The organism is Sagittula marina, from assembly GCF_014196795.1.
Taxonomy (GTDB): domain Bacteria; phylum Pseudomonadota; class Alphaproteobacteria; order Rhodobacterales; family Rhodobacteraceae; genus Sagittula; species Sagittula marina.
Window position 1 is genome coordinate 536,527 of the sequence record NZ_JACIEJ010000002.1, and the last position, 19,524, is coordinate 556,050.

20 protein-coding genes are annotated in these 19,524 nt (G+C 60.9%); 4 read left to right on the forward strand and 16 right to left on the reverse strand.

The window, feature by feature from the left end:
* Window positions 1–206 precede the first annotated feature (206 nt).
* Window positions 207–1,109: a DMT family transporter gene (locus GGQ68_RS06000; RefSeq protein WP_183963941.1), complete on the reverse strand. Its 903-nt coding sequence runs from the start codon at window positions 1,107–1,109 to the stop codon at window positions 207–209.
* Between the two features lie 56 nt (window positions 1,110–1,165).
* Window positions 1,166–1,336, reverse strand: coding sequence for a DUF2061 domain-containing protein (locus GGQ68_RS06005; protein WP_425502959.1), 171 nt, complete (start codon window positions 1,334–1,336; stop codon window positions 1,166–1,168).
* Between the two features lie 137 nt (window positions 1,337–1,473).
* On the opposite strand from GGQ68_RS06005, the gene GGQ68_RS06010 reads away from it, so the two are divergent.
* Entirely contained in the window at window positions 1,474–2,331 is an 858-nt protein-coding gene (locus GGQ68_RS06010; protein WP_183963945.1) for a helix-turn-helix domain-containing protein, read from the forward strand.
* A 53-nt stretch (window positions 2,332–2,384) separates the two neighbouring features.
* On the opposite strand, the gene folD is transcribed toward GGQ68_RS06010, so the two are convergent.
* The 9 genes from folD to tolB form a co-directional block, all read right to left on the reverse strand.
* Window positions 2,385–3,287, reverse strand: a complete 903-nt coding sequence (folD, locus tag GGQ68_RS06015; RefSeq protein WP_183963947.1) for a bifunctional methylenetetrahydrofolate dehydrogenase/methenyltetrahydrofolate cyclohydrolase FolD — start codon at window positions 3,285–3,287, stop codon at window positions 2,385–2,387.
* Window positions 3,284–3,598 (reverse strand): chorismate mutase, encoded by a 315-nt coding sequence (locus tag GGQ68_RS06020; RefSeq protein WP_183963949.1) that lies wholly within the window; start codon window positions 3,596–3,598, stop codon window positions 3,284–3,286. The genes folD and GGQ68_RS06020 overlap by 4 nt, the downstream gene beginning before the upstream one ends.
* Window positions 3,599–3,742: 144 nt before the next feature.
* Window positions 3,743–5,419, reverse strand: coding sequence for a formate--tetrahydrofolate ligase (locus GGQ68_RS06025; protein WP_183963951.1), 1,677 nt, complete (start codon window positions 5,417–5,419; stop codon window positions 3,743–3,745).
* A gap of 101 nt (window positions 5,420–5,520) precedes the next feature.
* The gene (locus tag GGQ68_RS06030; protein ID WP_183963953.1) at window positions 5,521–6,111 is read right to left on the reverse strand and encodes an MOSC domain-containing protein; all 591 of its coding nucleotides are present in this window, start codon (window positions 6,109–6,111) and stop codon (window positions 5,521–5,523) included.
* Window positions 6,112–6,421: 310 nt separating this feature from the next.
* Window positions 6,422–8,335, reverse strand: coding sequence for an ATP-dependent zinc metalloprotease FtsH (gene ftsH, locus GGQ68_RS06035; protein ID WP_183963955.1), 1,914 nt, complete (start codon window positions 8,333–8,335; stop codon window positions 6,422–6,424).
* 77 nt (window positions 8,336–8,412) lie between these two features.
* Entirely contained in the window at window positions 8,413–9,669 is a 1,257-nt protein-coding gene (gene tilS / locus GGQ68_RS06040; RefSeq protein WP_183963961.1) for a tRNA lysidine(34) synthetase TilS, read from the reverse strand.
* Window positions 9,670–9,759: 90 nt separating this feature from the next.
* A complete protein-coding gene (locus GGQ68_RS06045) occupies window positions 9,760–10,596 on the reverse strand; it encodes a tol-pal system YbgF family protein (protein ID WP_183963963.1) in 837 nt (278 codons plus the stop codon).
* A gap of 4 nt (window positions 10,597–10,600) precedes the next feature.
* On the reverse strand, window positions 10,601–11,137 hold the full coding sequence (gene pal, locus GGQ68_RS06050) for a peptidoglycan-associated lipoprotein Pal (RefSeq protein WP_183963966.1): 537 nt from the start codon (window positions 11,135–11,137) through the stop codon (window positions 10,601–10,603).
* A gap of 107 nt (window positions 11,138–11,244) precedes the next feature.
* Window positions 11,245–12,522, reverse strand: coding sequence for a Tol-Pal system beta propeller repeat protein TolB (tolB, locus tag GGQ68_RS06055; RefSeq protein ID WP_246429283.1), 1,278 nt, complete (start codon window positions 12,520–12,522; stop codon window positions 11,245–11,247).
* A gap of 360 nt (window positions 12,523–12,882) precedes the next feature.
* On the opposite strand from tolB, the gene GGQ68_RS06060 reads away from it, so the two are divergent.
* Window positions 12,883–13,443, forward strand: coding sequence for a hypothetical protein (locus tag GGQ68_RS06060; RefSeq protein WP_183963968.1), 561 nt, complete (start codon window positions 12,883–12,885; stop codon window positions 13,441–13,443).
* Between the two features lie 115 nt (window positions 13,444–13,558).
* Here the strand turns inward: GGQ68_RS06060 and GGQ68_RS06065 are convergent, their stop codons facing one another.
* From GGQ68_RS06065 to ybgC, 4 genes are all read right to left on the reverse strand, one after another.
* Complete coding sequence (locus GGQ68_RS06065; protein WP_183963970.1) at window positions 13,559–14,752, reverse strand: cell envelope biogenesis protein TolA; 1,194 nt, start codon at window positions 14,750–14,752, stop codon at window positions 13,559–13,561.
* An 11-nt stretch (window positions 14,753–14,763) separates the two neighbouring features.
* Window positions 14,764–15,234: a protein TolR gene (gene tolR, locus GGQ68_RS06070; protein WP_183963972.1), complete on the reverse strand. Its 471-nt coding sequence runs from the start codon at window positions 15,232–15,234 to the stop codon at window positions 14,764–14,766.
* 3 nt (window positions 15,235–15,237) lie between these two features.
* Complete coding sequence (tolQ, locus tag GGQ68_RS06075; protein WP_183963974.1) at window positions 15,238–15,933, reverse strand: protein TolQ; 696 nt, start codon at window positions 15,931–15,933, stop codon at window positions 15,238–15,240.
* Between the two features lie 443 nt (window positions 15,934–16,376).
* Window positions 16,377–16,760, reverse strand: a complete 384-nt coding sequence (gene ybgC / locus GGQ68_RS06080) for a tol-pal system-associated acyl-CoA thioesterase (RefSeq protein ID WP_183963976.1) — start codon at window positions 16,758–16,760, stop codon at window positions 16,377–16,379.
* Window positions 16,761–17,074: 314 nt separating this feature from the next.
* Here ybgC and GGQ68_RS06085 point away from each other — a divergent pair, with 314 nt between their 5' ends.
* Together GGQ68_RS06085 and GGQ68_RS06090 are read left to right on the forward strand one after the other, a co-directional pair.
* Window positions 17,075–17,254, forward strand: a complete 180-nt coding sequence (locus GGQ68_RS06085) for a hypothetical protein (protein WP_183963978.1) — start codon at window positions 17,075–17,077, stop codon at window positions 17,252–17,254.
* Window positions 17,251–18,453: a TIGR03862 family flavoprotein gene (locus GGQ68_RS06090; protein WP_343055865.1), complete on the forward strand. Its 1,203-nt coding sequence runs from the start codon at window positions 17,251–17,253 to the stop codon at window positions 18,451–18,453. Before GGQ68_RS06085 ends, GGQ68_RS06090 begins: the two co-directional genes overlap by 4 nt.
* A 37-nt stretch (window positions 18,454–18,490) precedes the next feature.
* On the opposite strand, the gene GGQ68_RS06095 is transcribed toward GGQ68_RS06090, so the two are convergent.
* On the reverse strand, window positions 18,491–19,354 hold the full coding sequence (locus GGQ68_RS06095) for a D-amino-acid transaminase (RefSeq protein WP_183963980.1): 864 nt from the start codon (window positions 19,352–19,354) through the stop codon (window positions 18,491–18,493).
* Window positions 19,355–19,524 lie beyond the last annotated feature (170 nt).

Sequence of the window (19,524 nt, forward strand, 5' to 3'; positions counted from 1 at the left end):
GAAGTGCGTTCAAAGTATGGGAATGAGATGTTTGGGGGAGGCATTCAGATACCATTATGACAGGCGACAATCTGCGCGCATCGCCGCCTCAAAGAGTGCCAGACAGAGATAAGTCTCTTCGGCGAAACAATGCAAATAGACGTGGCTTATGGAGACCAGTCACTAAACCGCTGTCGTGGGATGCAGCGCAACCGTCGCCCCGATCTCTAGGCAACCAGAACCAGAATGACCACCGATACGGTCAGAACGGCAATGCCTGCGACCTCGCGCGCTGTCACCTTCTCTTTGAACCACAGAACCGAGGCCGCCAGAGACAAGACCAACTCGACCTGCCCCACGGCATAGACGTAAGCGGCAGTCTGCAATGTGAACGCCGTGAACCAGCTCATCGTGCCAAAGGCCGAGGTCAATCCCAGCCAGACCGCTGTGCGCCGCGCCTGCCAGACGCGCGTGATCTCTCCCGGCGCGCGCCACCGCAGCCACGCGGCCATCCCCAGTGCTTGACCTATGGTCACAAAGACCAATCCAATCAATGCACGCAGCACCGGATCATCGCTGCCGACCTGCAATGTTGCCGCGCGGTAGCCCACTCCGGCGACCGCAAAGAAGAAACCAGACCCGACGCCGAGCAGCACAACGCGGCTGCGCAGTTGGGTCCATAGTGCTCCGTCGATACCCGGCGTTCGAGACAGCAACAGCACACCGATCAGGCCAATACCGATGCCGATCCATCCCGGCAGGGAAATCACTTCTCCGAGTAGGATCAGCCCCAAAAGCGCGGTCTGAATGACCTCGGTCTTTTTCAGCGTTATGCCGACCGCGAAATTACGTTCTCGGAATGCCAGGACAACAAGAACTGTCGCAAGTATCTGACCAAGACCGCCGAAGATCGCCCACACCCAGAAGTCTGGCGTGATAGACGGCAGCGCCGCTTGGGTGATCCAGACATACCCCAGAAGCAGCACCGCCGCTGCGGGCGCAGCGTAGGCGAAGCGGGCAAATGTACTGCCGGTGGCACTTAACCGTCCGCCCGCCAAGACTTTTTGCAGCATGAAGCGCACAGTCTGAAAGACTGCTGCGCTGAGTGTGGCGATGATCCAGAGTTCCATGCCCTGCTCTTGCGCGCGGCGTGGCGCAAGGTCCAGCCCCTAAGCGACCGTAAGGCTCAGATCTGGCGTCCCCACCGGATACCAGCCCAGACACGCTCATAAATCAGGTAGCACAGAAAGCCGACGATTGCGTTCACCAACGCCATGCCGCCACCCACCGCAATCGAGCCGGTGAACAGCAAGCCGACCACGCCCATGCTGAACAGGCCAATCAAGGTCCAAACCACTGATTTCAAAATCGTTCTTTGCCGGGTTTCCATATTGCCTCCGTTGTGTCGATTGCAGCCTTCCTATCGTCTGCCAAAGGGAGGGACTATTCTGCGTATGCTTCACAAAACCCAAGCAGCGTGATAAAAATCACCACATGGTGAAAATTCCCGACAAGCGCATTCGCGCGGCATTGCTGCGCGATCGACTGACCGAAGCAATGGCCACGGCCCGCAGCAACCAAACCGCGCTGGCGCGCGATATTGGCGTCGACCGCTCTACGATTTCGCAGTTGCTGAAGGACGAGGGCGCACGCCTGCCCAACGCGCATCTGGTTGCCGCTTGTGCACAGGTGCTGGGCGTGTCGACCGACTGGCTTTTGGGCCTGTCAGAGCGCCCCGAAAACGCAGCCGACCTGCTCGCCAATGCTCTGACGCTGACGGAGGCGCCACGGGCCTTGGTCGATGAGCAGATCTTCAACTGGCATCGCGAAGCCGAGGGGTACAAGATCCGCTATGTGCCCCCCGCCCTGCCCGATGTGTTGAAGACCCGCGACATGCTGGAGTGGGAATACGGCCCGCATCTGGGCAAGACGACAGAGCAGGCGATCAATGCATCGGAGGATCGACTGAACTGGATGCGCGCGTCACAGTCGGATTACGAAATCGCCTTGCCATTGTTCGAGCTGGCCGCCTTTGCCGAAGGGTCGGGCTACTATGCCGGCCTGTCCGCTGACATTCGGCACACTCAGCTGGAGGTGATGGCCGAGTTGGCAGAGACGCTTTACCCCCGTTTGCGGGTCACACTGTATGATGCGCGGCGGCTGTATTCTGCGCCGCTGACAATCTTTGGTCCGCTGCTGGCCGTGCTCTACATCGGGCGAAACTACATCGCATTCAGGGATAAGGACCGGTTGGCGGTGCTGACTTCGCATTTCGACCACCTCGTGCGCGAAGCCACCGTGACTGCGCGTGACCTGCCAGCGCATCTGCGTGGACTGGCACGAACCATCTGAATGCAAAAAGGCGCAGCATGCGCCGCGCCTTTCCGTTTCAGACCATTGGTTGTTCAGACGGTCAGTCCTTCCGGCTCCGGCAGGCCATTGGCGCGGCTGCAGGCCGTGACCGTATTGGCCAGCAGGCAAGCGATTGTCATGGGTCCGACGCCACCGGGCACCGGGGTGATCGCCCCGGCTTTTTCAGCGCAGCTGTCGTAATGGCAATCGCCCACGAGACGCGTTTTGCCCTCGCCTTTTTCCGGCGCATCTATGCGGTTGATGCCCACGTCGATGACGGTGGCCCCCTCTTTGATCCAGTCGCCCGGCACCATCTCGGGGCGTCCGACGGCAGCGACAACGATGTCCGCGCGGCGCACCACGTCGGCCAGATCCTTTGTCCGCGAATGTGCAATCGTGACAGTGCAGCTTTCGCCCAGCAGCAGCTGCGCCATCGGCTTACCAACAATGTTCGAGCGCCCGATCACCACCGCGTCCATGCCGGACAGCGAACCGTGATGGTCACGCAACATCATCAGGCACCCCAGAGGCGTACAGGGGACCATTGATTTCTGCCCCGTGCCCAGCAGCCCCACGTTGGAGATATGGAAACCATCAACGTCCTTTGCCGGGTCGATGGCGTTGATCACCAGATCTTCGTTCATGTGCTTTGGCAGCGGCAGTTGAACAAGGATACCGTGCACCGCCGGGTCGTTGTTCAGCGTGTCAATCAATGCCAGCAGATCGGCCTCTGCCGTATCAACGTCCAGCTTGTGCTCGTAGGAACTCATGCCGACCTCGACGGTCATCTTTCCCTTGGAGCGGACGTAGACCTGGCTTGCGGGATCTTCGCCCACCAGAACAACCGCCAATCCCGGCGTGATGCCGTGCTCTTGCTTCAGGCGCGCCACGTGGCCGCCGACCTTTTCACGCACCCTGGCCGCAAAGGCCTTTCCGTCGATCACAGTTGCCGTCATCCGTCGATCCCTTCCTTGCCGATCGCCCTTTCCTCGCGGGCAATCACCGTCTCAATCATGATCCGCCACATGGCGGAGACCATCTCTCCATCTACGCCGCGTGCCTCGGCCCCCTCCCGAACGTGGTCGAGAACCGCCTGAACACGGCCCGTAGCCCGCGCCGCAATACCTTCGACCGCCTTCAGGCGCGGTGCCTGTTCCGTATGACGCCACCGTTCCGCCAGCAAATCCATCAGGGCCGCATCAATCTCGTCAATTCCGCGACGCAGCTCCGCCATGGTGTCGATCTGGTCTGGGTCTCTGCGTGGCATTCCGACTTCCTTGGTATGAACTATCGCCCGGTTCCTATCCGTCACGTCCGACATTTGCCACGCCGGGCGCGACGGATAACACGGCGGGTACGACGGTTTGGTACGCTCCATCGCTTCGCCGTTTCCGATCATCTACGGCTTGGCTCAGAAAAGCCCCTCGATCAGGCCGTCTTCGTTGAGGTGGATCGATTCAGCCGCCGGTTTGCGCGGCAGGCCCGGCATGGTCATGATCTCGCCGCAGACCACCACGACAAAACCCGCACCAGCGGACAGCCGAACCTCTCGCACCGGGATGTCAAACCCGGTCGGCGCGCCGCGCTGGTCCGGATCGGTGGAGAATGAATACTGCGTTTTTGCCATACAGACCGGCAAATGACCGTAGCCTTGCTCTTCCCAATCCTTGAGTTGGCTCAAAACCTTATTGTCCATCACCACGCCATCGGCGCGGTAAATCTCGCGGCAAACGGTTTCGATTTTCGCAGCCAGCGGGAGGTCATCACCGTAGAGAGGCGCATAATTGGCAGAGCCACCGTCACAAAGCGCCACCACCTTTTGCGCCGTTTCTTCGATACCAGCACCACCTTCGGCCCAGTGTTTGTTCAAGACAGCTTCGACGCCCAGCGAGGCGCAATAGTCGATCACCGCTTGCACCTCTGCGTCGGTGTCCGTGACGAAGTGGTTGATACCCACCAAAGCAGGGACGCCGAACTTCTTCATATTTTCAATGTGACGGCCAAGGTTCAGGCAGCCGTCCTTCACCGCTTGGACGTTTTCGGTGCCAAGATCATCCTTCGCCACACCGCCGTTCATCTTCATGGCCCGTACGGTGGCGACGATCACAACCGCGTCCGGCTTCAGCCCAGCCTTGCGACATTTGATGTCCATGAACTTTTCGGCGCCAAGGTCGGCGCCAAATCCTGCTTCGGTCACTACATAGTCCGCGAGCTTCAGCGCCGTGGTCGTGGCGATCACCGAGTTGCACCCATGGGCGATATTGGCGAAGGGACCGCCATGCACAAAGGCCGGATTGTTTTCCAACGTCTGCACCAGGTTCGGCTGCATGGCGTCCTTCAGCAGGACCGTCATGGCCCCCTCGGCCTTGATATCGCGGCAGAAGACCGGCGTCTTATCTGTCCGATAGGCCACGATCATGTCGCCAAGCCGCTTTTCCAGATCCTTGAGATCCTTCGCCAGACACAGAATGGCCATGACCTCCGACGCGACGGTGATGTCAAAGCCGTCTTCGCGCGGGTAGCCATTTGCCGCGCCGCCCAGGGAAGACGTGATCTGCCGCAAGGACCGGTCATTCATATCGACGACGCGGCGCCACGTGACCCGACGCGTGTCGATTTTCGACAAATTGCCCCAATAAATATGGTTGTCGATCATCGCCGACAGCAAACTATGCGCCGAGGTGATCGCGTGGAAATCGCCGGTGAAATGGAGGTTCATCTCCTCCATCGGCACGACCTGTGCGTAACCGCCGCCCGCAGCGCCGCCCTTCATGCCAAAGTTCGGCCCAAGGGAGGCTTCGCGGATGCAGATCATTGCCTTTTTGCCGATGCGGTTCAAGCCATCGCCCAGGCCAACGGTGGTTGTGGTCTTGCCCTCGCCCGCAGGGGTCGGGTTGATCGCAGTGACAAGGATCAGCTTTCCGTCGGGGCGGTCCTGCACATCGTTGATGAAGGTCTGGCCAATTTTCGCTTTGTCATGACCGTAGGGCAGCAGATGTTCAGACGGTATGCCCAAGCGATCGCCAATTTCCTGAATTGGTTTCTTTTGCGCGTCGCGGGCAATCTCGATGTCGCTCTTGTAGGTCATGTTTCCTCCCCGTTGGCGGTAACGCTTTTTGGCACTGATACCCGGCCACAGAGGGGGTTGTCACCGCAATACAGACATTCTGCGACATACCTCCAATACCGTCAGAGCATACTCGGCTGCCACGGCGGCTGGTCGGGAACATGCAAGGTCAGGGTGTCGCCGATGGAAATGCGCCCCTCTGCTGCGACCCAAGCGGTCACGCCACGGCGCCCGTTTGCCGCGGATTTGAACTGTTTCGCGTCGTCGCCCACCACCTTTGCCAAAGAGAGGGCGGGAAACTGGCAGGGCCGGTTTTCCATGTCCACCGTCAATGTCGCACCGGAAGGCGCCTGCAGCCGCGAAGAGGGCGGCACATGGCTGAAATCCGGCAAGCCCCTCACGACCATCGACGCCCCCATGCGCGCCGGGTCGATCCGCTCAACGCCCATTTTGGCTGCTATCGCCGCAAGTTCCTCTGCACTGACAATGCTCAGCTGGCGTTCATTCCGGATCTCGGTGCCCTTGGCATACTGAGACTTCACACGGGAACAGGAAGGCCGCGTCAGACCACCATGAAAGGACCCGGCAAGCCCCTCAAAGCTTAGCATCGCGTCGGTCAGCACCTCTGAGAGCAATTCCTTGCGATCGCCGTTTGTGACAACCCCCAGCCAAATCACCTCGCAAGTATAATCTGTTGGCTTCAAAGCAGGCATTACCCAATCCCCTACGATCCGTGTGCTGCTGACAAACTGTCGCGGGGCGTAGGCAGGTGCAAGGGCTCGTCTTCCACTGGTGCCAGTTTGTGGCCTTTGATGTCACAAGACTGCGGGCGCAGCGCGCAAGAAAATGTGGCGGCTGGAAAGGCGTCGCGGATCATTGCCTCAATGATTGCACCGAACCAAAGTTCAACGATGCCCGGTTGCCCCAAACATAAGACCGCGGGAGCGACGCAAAAGAAAACCCCGGGATCGTTGATAGATCCCGGGGTGTCATGTCTAAAAGACGATGCGAAAAGCAGTGCGTTCAGGCGCTCGGCTCGGGCTCAAGATCGCCTGCTGGCTTTGCCTTTGGCTTGGTCTTGGGGATGGCGGTCAGACTTGGCTTTTCATCCACCACACCTGATCCGCTGTCATCATCACCCGATTGCGGAGGATCGCCACGCATCACACGCTTGATCTCTTCGCCGGTGAGCGTCTCATATTCCAGCAGGCCATTCGCCAGTCGCTCCCAATCGTCCTTACGATCGGTCAGAATCTGGAAGGCACGGTCGTAGGCATCCGCGATCAGGCGCTTCACCTCTTCCTCGATCAACCGCTTTGTTTCAGCAGAGACGGACAGACCGGCCGTATTCCCGGAATATCCTTCCGCCGCCTCGCGGTAATCGATGTTGCCAACCTTGTCGGACATGCCCCACTGAAGGACCATGGCACGTGCCAAGGCGGAGGCCTGTTGGATATCACCCGCCGGACCGTTGGAGACATTCTCCTCGCCGTACTTGATGATCTCTGCCGCCTTACCTGCCATTGTCATGGCCATCTTCTCTTCGCACTCGGATTTGTGCCAGTTCAGACGGTCGATTTCCGGCAAACTTACCACCATGCCAAGCGCCCCGCCACGCGGGATGATCGTCGCTTTGTAAACAGGATCACACTGCGGCAGGGCGAGGCCGACAACCGCGTGACCTGCTTCGTGGAAAGCGGTCTTTTCCTTCTGATCGTCGGTCAAGACCATGGAGCGGCGCTCCGCCCCCATCATGACCTTGTCTTTCGCGTTTTCGAAGTCTTCCATCGTCACGAAGCGACGCCCATAGCGCGCAGCCATCAGGGCTGCCTCGTTCACAAGGTTCGCAAGATCCGCGCCGGAGAAGCCCGGTGTTCCGCGCGCAATCAGGCGAAGATCAACGTCCGGGCCCAGGGGGGTCTTCTTTGCATGCACGCCGAGGATTTTCTCACGCCCCTTGATGTCCGGGTTGCCCACGGTCACCTGGCGGTCGAAACGGCCCGGACGCAGCAGCGCGGGGTCGAGAACGTCGCGCCGGTTGGTGGCAGCGATGATGATGACGCCTTCGTTCGCTTCAAAACCGTCCATTTCGACCAGAAGCTGGTTGAGCGTCTGCTCACGTTCGTCATTGCCCCCGCCGTAGCCCTGGCCACGCGCGCGACCAACGGCGTCGATTTCGTCGATGAAGACGATGCAGGGTGCGTTCTTCTTCGCCTGTTCGAACATGTCACGCACACGCGACGCGCCGACACCAACGAACATTTCAACGAAGTCAGACCCCGATATCGTGAAGAACGGCACACCGGCCTCACCCGCGACGGAGCGTGCCAGAAGCGTTTTACCGGTGCCGGGAGGGCCCACCAGCAGCGCACCTTTGGGGATCTTGCCGCCAAGGCGGGAATATTTCTGCGGATTGCGCAGGAATTCAACGATTTCCTCAAGCTCTTCCTTGGCCTCGTCGATACCAGCAACGTCATCGAACGTCACCCGACCGTGCTTTTCGGTCAGCAACTTGGCCTTTGACTTACCAAAGCCCATCGCGCCGCCTTTGCCACCGCCCTGCATCCGGTTCATGAAATAAATCCAGACGCCGATGAGCAGCAGGAAGGGCAGAAGGTTCAGCAAGAAAACCTGAAAGCCGGAGCTTTCCTGGCTTTTGGCCGTGACCGGCACATCGCGCTCAATCAACATATTGGTGACTTCGGCGTCTTCCGGTTTGATCGTGACCATGTCCTGCTGGTCGGTGGTCCGGTAGCGAACCTGTTCACCATCGATCGTGACGCTGGCAACATTGCCCGCATTCACGTCATCGACGAATTCAGTGTAACTCGTCTCACGGCTTTGCAGCGTGGACGGTCCCCCCGAAAACAGGTTGAAAAGTGCCAGGATCAGCAAAAATAGGACGACCCAAAAGGCGATATTACGAGCGTTGCCCAAGACGGCACTCCTTTGACAGGGAAGCGTTCGGCCCGAAGGCGCGGTTTCAGCATAACATAGACATATGTGCAGCCGGTTCAATGCGTGACGAGAAACTGCCTGAAGGTCAGCGACCGTGTGCCCATGGGCAAAAACTCCAGTTGGCCGATACAGCCCGCGCGAAGTCCAAGCGCCGGGCAGGCCACCAATTCGTCTCCGACCCAGACGGAGGGCAAGGATCTGGCGGCGCGATGCGGGTGGTGGACTCGCGCGTCCGGCGGAAGCAAACGCCAACCGTCCTCCCCCAAATGCCGCAAACCGCGCGCGTCACAAGACCAGCGCCCGTCCCAAAGGACCTGCCCCTCAGGCAAACCCTGCAAGGCCGATAATTCGCGGAAGATCCTGATCTGACTGCGTTCTGTCACCGCATCGCAGCCATGCAACGTCCCGCCGCCGCCAGACAGCAGCCGATCCAGCACGTCCTCCAGCGGCGCTATGCGCGGACGCAGTCCCTGCCCCGACACCCACATCAAAGCCGCCGCCAGAAGCCGCAGTTGGGTATCGCGCTCCAGCGCCTCAAACGCGCCGCGGTAGAACAAGATTTCCCCGGTCGGCTGGCCACAGCTTTCGCCTTCCACCCCGGCAAGATCCCAAGCTTGCGCCGCGCGCGCGGTCAAAGCCTTGCGGGCGCGACCCATCCGCGCAGCCGCGCCGGCCAGCACCTCCGCGCCCAGCCCTTCGTCTTCGAGCACGGTCAACAGGCGCCGCATACGGGCGCGGTCGAAAGCCATGTCGTCGTTCGAAGGATCGTCCACCCAACGCCCCTGAAGGACTTTCAGGTAATGCCGCAGCTCGCTGCGCCCCATGTCCAGACAGGGCCGCACCACATCAAACCCGTGCACCCGACGTCGCGCCGCCATCGAAGACAGTCCATCCACCCCGGCCCCGCGCGCAAGACGCATCAAAAACCCTTCGGCAACATCATCGCGCGTATGTGCGAACAAGACATGGCGCAGCGCACCGCGCCAACCCTCGATCAACGACAACCGCGCCTCCCGCGCCGCTTCCATCTTGTTGCCCTTGCCGTCCCATTTCCAGCTTAGCGTGTCGTGTGGCCAGCCGAGCACGGCACACTCCTCCGCGACCATCTTTGCCTCTTCGGCTGCCTCCGGTCGCAAACCGTGATCCACAGTCAACACGCGCAGATCCACGCCCCAGACGCGGGTCCAGTTATGCGCGAGGGTGAGCATGGCCATGGAATCGCCGCCGCCCGACACGGCCAAACCAATCTGCGACGGAAAAGAGGGGCCCAAAAGGGCCCCCATGTTTTCGGCGAATCGCTGATCGAGCGTCATGCAGCCCCGCTTTTTCTGGCGCATAGGGTCCGGGGTACGCCGCGTGGCCCAAAAGGACGCACGCCCCCACCCCCGCTTAGCGATTCAAAGTTACTGACAGGAAAACGTATCACGGCTCTCCGCCGCGCGATCCACATAGTCGGAATCACCATAACGTTGAGGCACTTCGGCCAGCGTCACGCAAGCCTCTTGAACCGAACCCAGCTCGCCAAGCTTTGTCCCCAGGCGCCACAACGCTTCGGGCGCGCTCTGGCTGTCAGGGAAGCCACTGTAGGCATCGAGATAGCGCCGCGCAGCTTCACGCGTGTCGCCCATGCCCTCCAATGCACGGCCTTCCCCAACCAACGCGGCAGGTTCCAACGGCCCCATCGGATAGCTTTCGCGGAAGTTGGCGAACAGATCCGCAGCGCGCTGGAAATCACCCTCGTCCAAAGCGTCCTTGGCCGACCGAAAATCCTCTTCTTCGCTCACAGCCAGCTCACCTTCGAATGGCAGCGAATCGGTTCCGGATCCAGCCACAGGCGCAGAAGGCGCGGCAGGCACACCCGACTCGCCACCCAGGGTCGTTGTCTGCCCGATGGTCGCCAGATCACAGCCGGGCTCCATTTCACAGACGCGGAATTGCAGGTCGCCCAGACGGTTGGCGCCGTCCTCGGCCACTGTGACGACGCGATGCTCCAGCTCTTCGGTTTTGGCTGTCACGCGTGCAAGTTCTGATTCGATCAGGTTCACGCGTTGCAGCACATCGCCGGAAACTGTGACATCGCTGGCCCCGGTCGTGGAAAGCTCACGCTTCAGCTTTTGCAACTCGACGGACAGCACGGCGAGATCCTGCTGCACATCCGCCAGGGTATCCTGAGCCTGAGCCGTCAAAGGCGCGGTCAGAAAAACCGCGCCCACCAACATGTTTCTCAGAACCGATTGCATGGCATCACCCCATCAACGAACCGGCGGCGATCACAGTGACCGCGCGACGGTTCTTGGAATAACAAGCCTCGGTGGAGCAGACTTCAAGCGGGCGTTCCTTGCCGTAGGACACGAACTTCAACCGGCTTTGAGAGATGCCGCGGCTCACGAGGTATTCCATCACGGCGTTGGCACGGCGTGCCCCAAGCGCAAGGTTGTATTCCCGCGTGCCCTGTTCGTCCGCGTGACCTTCGATCACGGCCATGTAGTCGGAGTTGGTCGTCAACCACTGCGCCTGCCCGTCCAGAATTGCGCGCCCCTCGGCGCTCAGGCTCGACTGGTCCACCGCGAACAACACGCGGTCGCCAACGCGCTGGTTGAAATAGGCTGTAGAGGTCGGGTCATCGACGCTGCCGGGCAGCACGCCGCTGGTCACGCCATTGTTGGCGCCCATGCCTGCGCCACCGGCGCCATCGGCTCCGGCACCGAAACGGTTGGGGTTGGTACAGCCGGCCACGGCCAGCGCCGCCACCAGCATGAGGGCTTTAGGGAGATGTTGCATCACTGTCGTCCTGCTCTGTCGCGCCCGTTTGGCGCAAGTGTTGTTGCGGGTCTTCTACCACATCCAACGCAATAAGGGAATCGGGGCTGCGCCCCGACACGTGAAGGTTACTGAAGCGGTCCCCAGCTTGGATCGGATGCCCCGGCGGGGGTTCGAACCCGGCGCAGGTTACGCCCGGAAATGTCCACGGAATAGAGGGCGGAGGCCCCCTGTGCGCCTTGGGTTTCCCGCGTGAACATGATGACACGCCCGTTCGGCGCCCAAGTCGGCCCCTCGTCGAGGAAGGAGGCCGTCAGCAAACGCTCCTCAGAGCCGTTTGTGTTCATGACGCCGATGTGGAACCGCCCCTGGTTCTGCTTGGTGAACGCGATGCGGTCCCCTCTGGGGGACCAGACCGGCGTACCGTAGCGGCCTTCCCCAAAGGAAATACGCTGCGCGTCACCGCCCATTGCGGGCATGACATACAACTGTTGAGATCCACTGCGGTCCGATTCAAACACGATCTGCGAGCCATCTGGCGAAAACGAAGGCGCAGTTTCGATCGCGGGGGTGGAGGTCAGCCGCCGCGTCGCACCACTGGCCACGTCCATTGCCCAAATGTCTGTGTTCGAGCCTTGGGTCATGGAGTAGACCACCCGACTGCCATCCGGCGAAAAGCGGGGCGCAAAGCTCATCGTGCCCTCATTGGCCTGCAAGATGCGACTTTGCACCGCGCCGACGTCAAGAATGTGAATACGCGGGAAGCCCGTCTGGTAAGACGTGTAAAGCACTTGATTGCCGTTGGGAGAGAAGCGCGGCGCCAGAACGATGGAGGCGCTGTCCGTGAGATACTGCACGTTCGCACCGTCGTAATCCATGATGGCGAGACGCTTCTGGCGGTCATCCTTGGGGCCGACTTCGGAAACGAAAACCACGCGGCTGTCGAAGTACGGGCTTTCGCCGGTCAGGCGGCGGTAGACCTGATCGGCCACCTTATGCGCCAGACGACGCCAGCCCTCGGAGGTCGCAGCGAATTGCATACCCTCTCCCAGCTCACGCTCTGCAAAGACATCCCAGGCACGGAACTTTACAACCACGCGACCAGCGCCATCGGTGCTGACCGCGCCAGTGACCAGCGCCTGAGCGTTGATCGCTTTCCAGTCAGCAAACTGCACCGGCGAGGCAAAGGCAGACACCCGGCTGATGTGCGCATCGCGGGGAATTTCGCGGAAAAGGCCAGTGCCGACCAAATCCTCTGCCACCACGCGGGAGATATCCTCCGCGAATTGTTCCGCCCCCGGCGTCTCTGCGACGAAGGCCGGGACCGCGACCGGCATTGGTTCGACGATCCCGCGGTCGATTTCGAGGCGCAAAGGCTCCTGTGCCGACAGGGACGACACTTGCATCCCCCCGGCAAAAACCAGCGCAAGCGCCAACATCAGCCACGTCATGGCTCGTTTTGTCATGGAACCGCTCCTCGGGATCTGCCCACCAACTGCCCAACGGGTCTGTTGCCCGCATCAATTCTTACTACATTGCATTTGATGCGCACAAAACACCCTTCAAGCGGTGTTTGCGCGGGGAATTGCCGAAAGTAGGGCACATTCCAATGTCACATCGCAATTTCTATCGCTCGGCACGCTGAATGGCCCATTCCAAAGCGGGTTGATTTTACCTGAGTGTTTAAGTAGGGATTGGCAAGCCCAGCGGGATCAGCCAGGCAACGCGGTATCCACCGCCTTTGTTGACCGTCGCAGGAGCCCATAATGACGCCAATCCAACGCCCTGAACGCCATTGCTCTACGGACCCGCGTGGCACACCCATCGACGTACTGTCGCTGCGTCCGGCAGAGCTGATCATGATCACCATTGCCCGGCACTATTTCGGCAGCTTCGCGGCCCCGGATCAGCAGGGCTGGCTTGGCGGCGTCAGCGCGGCGCTGCGATTTTATGGACATGACATCGGCCCCCATGCCGCCGTCGCGGTTCTGTCCGCCGTTCAGGCCATGCGCCGCAGCCGCATCTCGGCCTTCCGTTTCAATTCTGCCGACTGCGCCCATTGCGCCGCACATCTCAGCGAGAACGAACGCCAGTTCCTCAACACCTGCCGTGCCATGGCAACCAACCGCCGCGAAGCGGCCAAAGGCCACGCAATGATTCTGTGCGAGGGCAATGACACCCAGCCGTTCCTTGAAGCGATGGCCGTCATGGCCCAAGTTTGCAAGATCTCCCGCGTGACACCCCGGTCCGGCCCCGACGCCCCTGCAAAGCTACGCCGCCGGCCTCAGGTGAACCTAGTCGATGTTCCACCGCAGACGGGACTTTGACACCCTCCCCTGTCGACGGGAAGACAACGCCCTTGCCCGTCTGAAATCCGATCAACCGGGGCAGTAATTTCCTGAAGTGGCGCAAGTCGGGGCATGGACCCCGACTTTTCCACGTTCAACGCAGGCGCATGTCACGCGGATTGAAGGTCATCTCGATCCGCTTCCAGCTGTCATATTTTTCAGCCGGCAGATCATAGGCCCCGCCCTGCTCAATCTGACAGCGCAGTACGGCACGGCGTGCCCATTGGAACGCTGTATCCGCAGCGGCGCCGCTGCCACCAGTCGCATCCAGCATTCGGATGGAGCTGGAAATCACTGTACCATCCGGCTGCATGTCAAAGGCCAGTGTCACGGTCACATCCGCCGCCTGGTTGCCCACATCCACGACCCAGCACGCCTGAACAGCAATTTGCATGGCGTCTTTTTCACCGCGCGTCATGGGCGGACCCTCTGGCGCATCAGCCCCGGCACCGCTGCTTGTCAGCGTGTCTGCCAAAGCTGCGGTCAATGCATCCTGCGCCGGATCGCTGACCGGCTCGGACGGCGTCGGCGTCGGGGTTGGCTCAGATGCCGGTTCGGCAGGTTCGGCCTCCGCTGTCCGTTCAGGACGCGTGCGCGGGCGTACAGAAGCCGCCGGGGCACGGGGTGCGTCCTCGGACCCCGAAGGCTCCTCGGCCTCGGTCACGATTTCAGTCGTGGTTTCCTCTGGCGCGGTCGCCTCTTGGGCCTCCTCCACCTCATCTGCACTGGTGGCGTCGGGATCAGCGGCTTGCTGCGTTTCCGGGCCCGTCACGGCCTCCGGATCAGGGGGCGCGACGGGCTCATCGGCCACGCGCGGCGCAGGCCGCGGCTGCGGACGTCGAGAATTGTCCGGCGCAAGCACCTGTGGCGCGGGCGGAATTGGTGCCGGGTCCGGCACTGGCAGAGGCTCGGGTTCAGGCGCAGGAATAGTCGGCACCGGTTCCGGAGTGGGCGTTGGTTCCGGCGCCGGTTCAGGGATCGGCTCAGGCTCTGGTGCTGGCACAGGGGCCGGCTCCGGGACTGGTTCGGGCTCTGGAATTGGATCAGGCACGGGTTCAGGTGCGGGTTCCGGCTCAGGCTCAGGCTCCGGGGTCGGCTCCAAAGCCGGTTCAAGCAGGTCGGTATCCGAGCGTTCCGGCGCACTCAAAGCCGCGAATTCCGCCTCTGAGATCACCGACACGTCCGCCACAGACATCTCTGGCGGCGCCGCATCAAAGATGTTGCCCAGCAAAAGCCAGGCAAAGGCCGCGGCATGCACCCCGGCGGAGATTTGCAAATAGCGTGACACGCCGCAGGGCCTCAGTTCTGATCGTCCAGCGACGGGCCGCCAACATCCGTCACCAGTCCGATCGAGGAAAAGCCACCGGCGTTCAACGCGCCCATGACCTGAGCCACCTGCTCGTAGGGCACAACACCATCGGCGCGCAGATACACACGGTCATCCGCCCGCTCCGCCGCGATGGCACGCAGCCGGTTGACCAGCTCGTCACGCGAGACTTCGGTCTCCATGATCCGTACGGTCCCATCCGATTGCAACGTGACAGAAAGCGGCTCTTCGGTGTCTTGCGGCAAGGCCTGCGCCGCCGTCTTGGGCAGTTCCACCGGAACACCGACCGTCAACATGGGCGCGGCCACCATGAAGATGATGAGCAGCACCAGCATCACGTCCACGAACGGCGTGACGTTGATTTCGGACATGACCGCTGACGAGCGGCGCGATCTGCGCTGCCGCTTGCCGCCTCCGCCGCCTTTGATGACACCTGCACCCATGGCTCAGGAATCCAACTGGCGGGACAGGATGGTGGAGAATTCGTCAGCGAATGCTTCGTAGTTGCCGACGATGCGGTCCGCATCCGCGCTGAACTTGTTGTAAAAGATCACCGCCGGGATGGCTGCCATCAGGCCCAGGCCCGTGGCCAGCAACGCTTCCGCGATACCGGGGGCCACGACCACCAAGGAGGTGTTCTGCGATTCCGCGATCTGAATGAAGGCGTGCATGATGCCGAAGACCGTGCCGAACAAGCCGATGAAGGGCGATGTCGACCCCACGGTCGCCAGCACGGGCAGACCTTTTTGCAGGGCGTCGGCCTCTTTGGTGATGGCAACATCCATGGAGCGGTCGATGCGTGATTGCGCGTTGGCGATCAGCCCGCCATCTTCGCGGTGCGAGCGTCGCCATTCGATCATACCGGCCGCAAAGACACGCTCCGACCGGCCCTTCGGCTCTGGCCCGAGTTGGTCGAACAGTTCATCCAATGGCTCACCTGACCAGAACAAACGGTCAAAAGCCTGCGCCTCGCGGCGCGCCTTGCGATATGTCACGAATTTTTCGATTATGATCGCCCACGACCAAATCGAGGCCGCGATCAGCATCAGCATGACGATCTTGACCGTCAGTGTCGCGCGCGCGAACAACCCCCAAAACGAGAAATCGATCCCCTGCGCAAGGGTGGCAACGTCTGCTTCCATGAACCTGCTCTTTCCAGTGCTCGGCCTTCTATCGAGGCCGTATTAATGCTTCTGTTAGCTGATGTGCAGCGCAAAGGCCAATGTTTCAGCGCCCAAGTGTCGTTTCGCGCCAAGATGCGCGGATCATTGCCGCCTTGGGGTCTGGTGGGGCAAATCAGAGCCCCATAAGCGGGCACCCTGCACTTCGAGCGCGGCGCCTACATCAAGGAAACTGTTCGCCAAATTTTCTTGGTGCGGCCTCCCAGGGAAAGCCTCAACAGTCTTCCTCGCCGTCTATTGCGATACTCTTGTGCGGTTCACGACGCCAAATGGCGGCTTGTCGCTTCGAGCCCTGCTGCGGCCTTCGTTGCAAATGGCCGAACCGCCGCAGTTGGCACGCGGCGGCCGACCTTGCAACGGATCATCCCCGTGTCGCGACCCGAGACCCAAGATCGGCTGCCCGTTCAGTGGACCTGACGCCGCAGCCGCGCCGGAAGCCGGACGGGATGCCCGTCCAACGTTGCACATACGGCTGTAACCTCGGCACGAAAGAGCACTTCCTCGCCGCGCAGCACTTCTTGAGACATGATCAGCCGCACACCTGTCATGGATTTGGTGACGGTACGAACCTCCAGCACATCGTCGTATTTCGCCGGGGCCAGATAATCTGCCTCGATTCGCCGCACGACAAAAACGATGCCCTCTTCGCGCATGGCGTTCTGGTCGAGCCCCTGATCTTTGACCCAGTCAGAGCGCGCCCGCTCGATGAACTTCAGATAATTGGCGTGGTAAACGATGCCCGCCATGTCGGTGTCCTCGTAGTAGACCCGAACATTGAAGATATGCATGACCTGACCCTTTTTTAGTGATGCACCCTCTGTCTGGCGATCAGCGCGGTCGGGGTCCAGCCCCATCCCTGGCGACGGTTGTCTGAAGCGCGGCTATGGCATGTCGGTACCGTTTCGTTTCCAATGGAAAACAGTCGATCGGATCACGGGGCGAGCGTAACAGGACAATGTGACGGCGCTTTCAGCCCTTCAGATCAGGCGCAGGCAACGCGGATAGTTTGGATCGACATTTTCGTGCGACATCACAGGCCTGTTCTTGTGTCGGGAGGCCTGTTTGGGCAAACCTCAACCGATCATCAATCGAGAAACGCCACATGACCTTTGACCTCTCCGCCCTCAAGCAAACCTTGGCAAGCGAGCCGCCGCAAGGGGTGGAAGCGGCCATTGGGAACGCCAACACGGCGCATGAATGCGCGCCTCGCCTGATCCGGATCGCTCTCGATACAAACGACATTTACAATCCTTATATTGAACTGCATCAGGTGCCGACGTGAGCGCTCTTGTCATAGGAGCCGGACCTGCGGGGTTGATGGCGGCCGACGCGCTGCTGCGAGCTGGCGTGCCAACAACACTGGTGGATGCAAAGCCATCCTTTGCGCGCAAATTCCTGATGGCAGGCAAATCCGGGCTGAACCTGACGAAGATGGAGCCGCTCGCAAAATTCGTGCAAGCCTACCCGACCGGCGCGTCGCAACTGCGCCCCATGCTGGAAGCCTTTGGGCCGGAAGATGTGCGCGCCTGGGCCGAAGGGCTGGACCAAACCTGTTTCACCGGTTCTACGGGCCGCCTTTTTCCGACGGCTATGAAGGCCTCGCCGCTCTTGCGCGCCTGGCTGTCGCGGCTCGACGGCATGGGCCTGGAACGTCACACCCGTTGGCGCTGGCTGGGCTGGGATGCAGGCGCATTCCGTTTTGACACGCCGGATGGCACGCGCCACATGACTCCAGATGTGACCGTTTTCGCAATGGGCGGCGCAAGCTGGGCGCGGCTTGGGTCAGATGGCAAGTGGGCAGATCAGTTCGCTGCACGCGGTCTGCGAACCACGCCGTTTCAGCCCTCGAATGCCGGGCTTTTAGTGGATTGGTCCGAGCATATGCGCACCCATTTTGGGGCGCCGCTGAAGAATGTGACCTTCCACGCGGGGAACCTCACGAACCGAGGCGAAGCCGTGATTTCGGTTCGGGGGCTGGAAGGCGGCGGGATCTACCCGCTTGGCCCTGCGTTGCGCGAAGGGGCCGCCTTGACCGTGGACCTTCTTCCGGATGTCACCCGGAATGCGCTGCGTGACCGGCTTGCAAAGCCGCGCGGCAAACAGAGCCAGTCGAACGCCTTGCGCAAGTCACTGAAACTACCGCCCGCGGCGCAGGCCCTGCTGATGGAAATGGGGCGACCGCTTCCCTCCGATGTCGATGCTCTGGCCGGCTTGGTAAAGGCTCTGCCCGTCCGTCATGCGGGACTGCGCCCAATGGATGAAGCCATTTCAACCGCAGGTGGCGTGCCGTTCGAGGCGTTGGATGACGGGCTGATGATGCGCGAAAGTCCCGGCCTGTTCTGCGCAGGTGAGATGCTGGATTGGGACGCACCAACGGGCGGCTATCTGCTGACTGCGTGCCTGGCAACCGGCCTCTGGGCCGGACAGAACGCGGCGCGGTATCACGCCTCACTGCCCCCGGTAACCCAAAAGAAAAGGTGAGCGGTACGCCAAGCCGCGCCGCCCACCCTGATATATTTTAAACGGCGACCTTGCGGCTTTCCTCAAGGTAGATTTCGCGCAGACGGGCGGCACGTGGGCCAGGTACGCCTCCGCCCAAGCTGACGCCGTCGATTTCTACGACCGGCATTACAAAGGTCGATGCCGATGTGATGAAGGCTTCGTCCGCCTGCTGCGCCTCTTCAATGGTGAAGTTGCGCTCTTCGACCTCCATCTGTGACTCTTTGGCAAAGCGCAGAACGGCGGCGCGGGTGATGCCGTGCAGGATGTCGTTGGACAGCGCGCGGGTCACAATCTTGTTGCCCTTGATGAAATAGGCGTTGTTCGATGTGCCCTCGGTAACAAAGCCATCCTCGACCATCCACGCGTCGTCGGCACCGGCTTTCTTTGCCATCATCTTGCCCATTGAAGGGTAGAGAAGCTGCACGGTTTTGATGTCGCGGCGGCCCCAGCGGACGTCTTCTATGGAGATGACCTTGATCCCCTTCTTTGCGACCGGGTTGTCCGCCAGGCCGGGCTTGTTCTGAGTGAACAGCACCAGCGTCGGCTTCACCAGCTCCGGGTCCGGAAAGACAAAATCACGATCATCAGGCGCGCCGCGCGTGACTTGCAAATAGACCATGCCTTCATCGATCTCGTTGATCTTCACCAGTTCGCGGTGAATCTCCAACAGCTCATCCATCGTACACGGGGACGGCATGTCCAGCTCATCGAGCGACCGCTGCAAACGTTTGGCGTGGCCTTCAAAATCAATCAGCTTACCACCCAATACGCTGGTCACCTCGTATACGCCGTCCGCCATCAGGAACGCGCGGTCAAAGATCGACACCTTGGCTTCGGTTTCGGGCAGGTAGTCTCCGTTAACATAGACGGTGCGGGTCATGATCTTTCCTCCGGCATCAAGGTGAGAGCGTTGCCACAGGCAACGGGCTGTCTTGTCTGACGGGATGCGACCATCCGGGCGCATGGTCAAGACCTCCGTCAAGCGCAGGTCCAGAATTTTGCGCCCTTGCCAAACCTTCGGGCGCTCAGCTGCTGGGCACAGGACCGCCA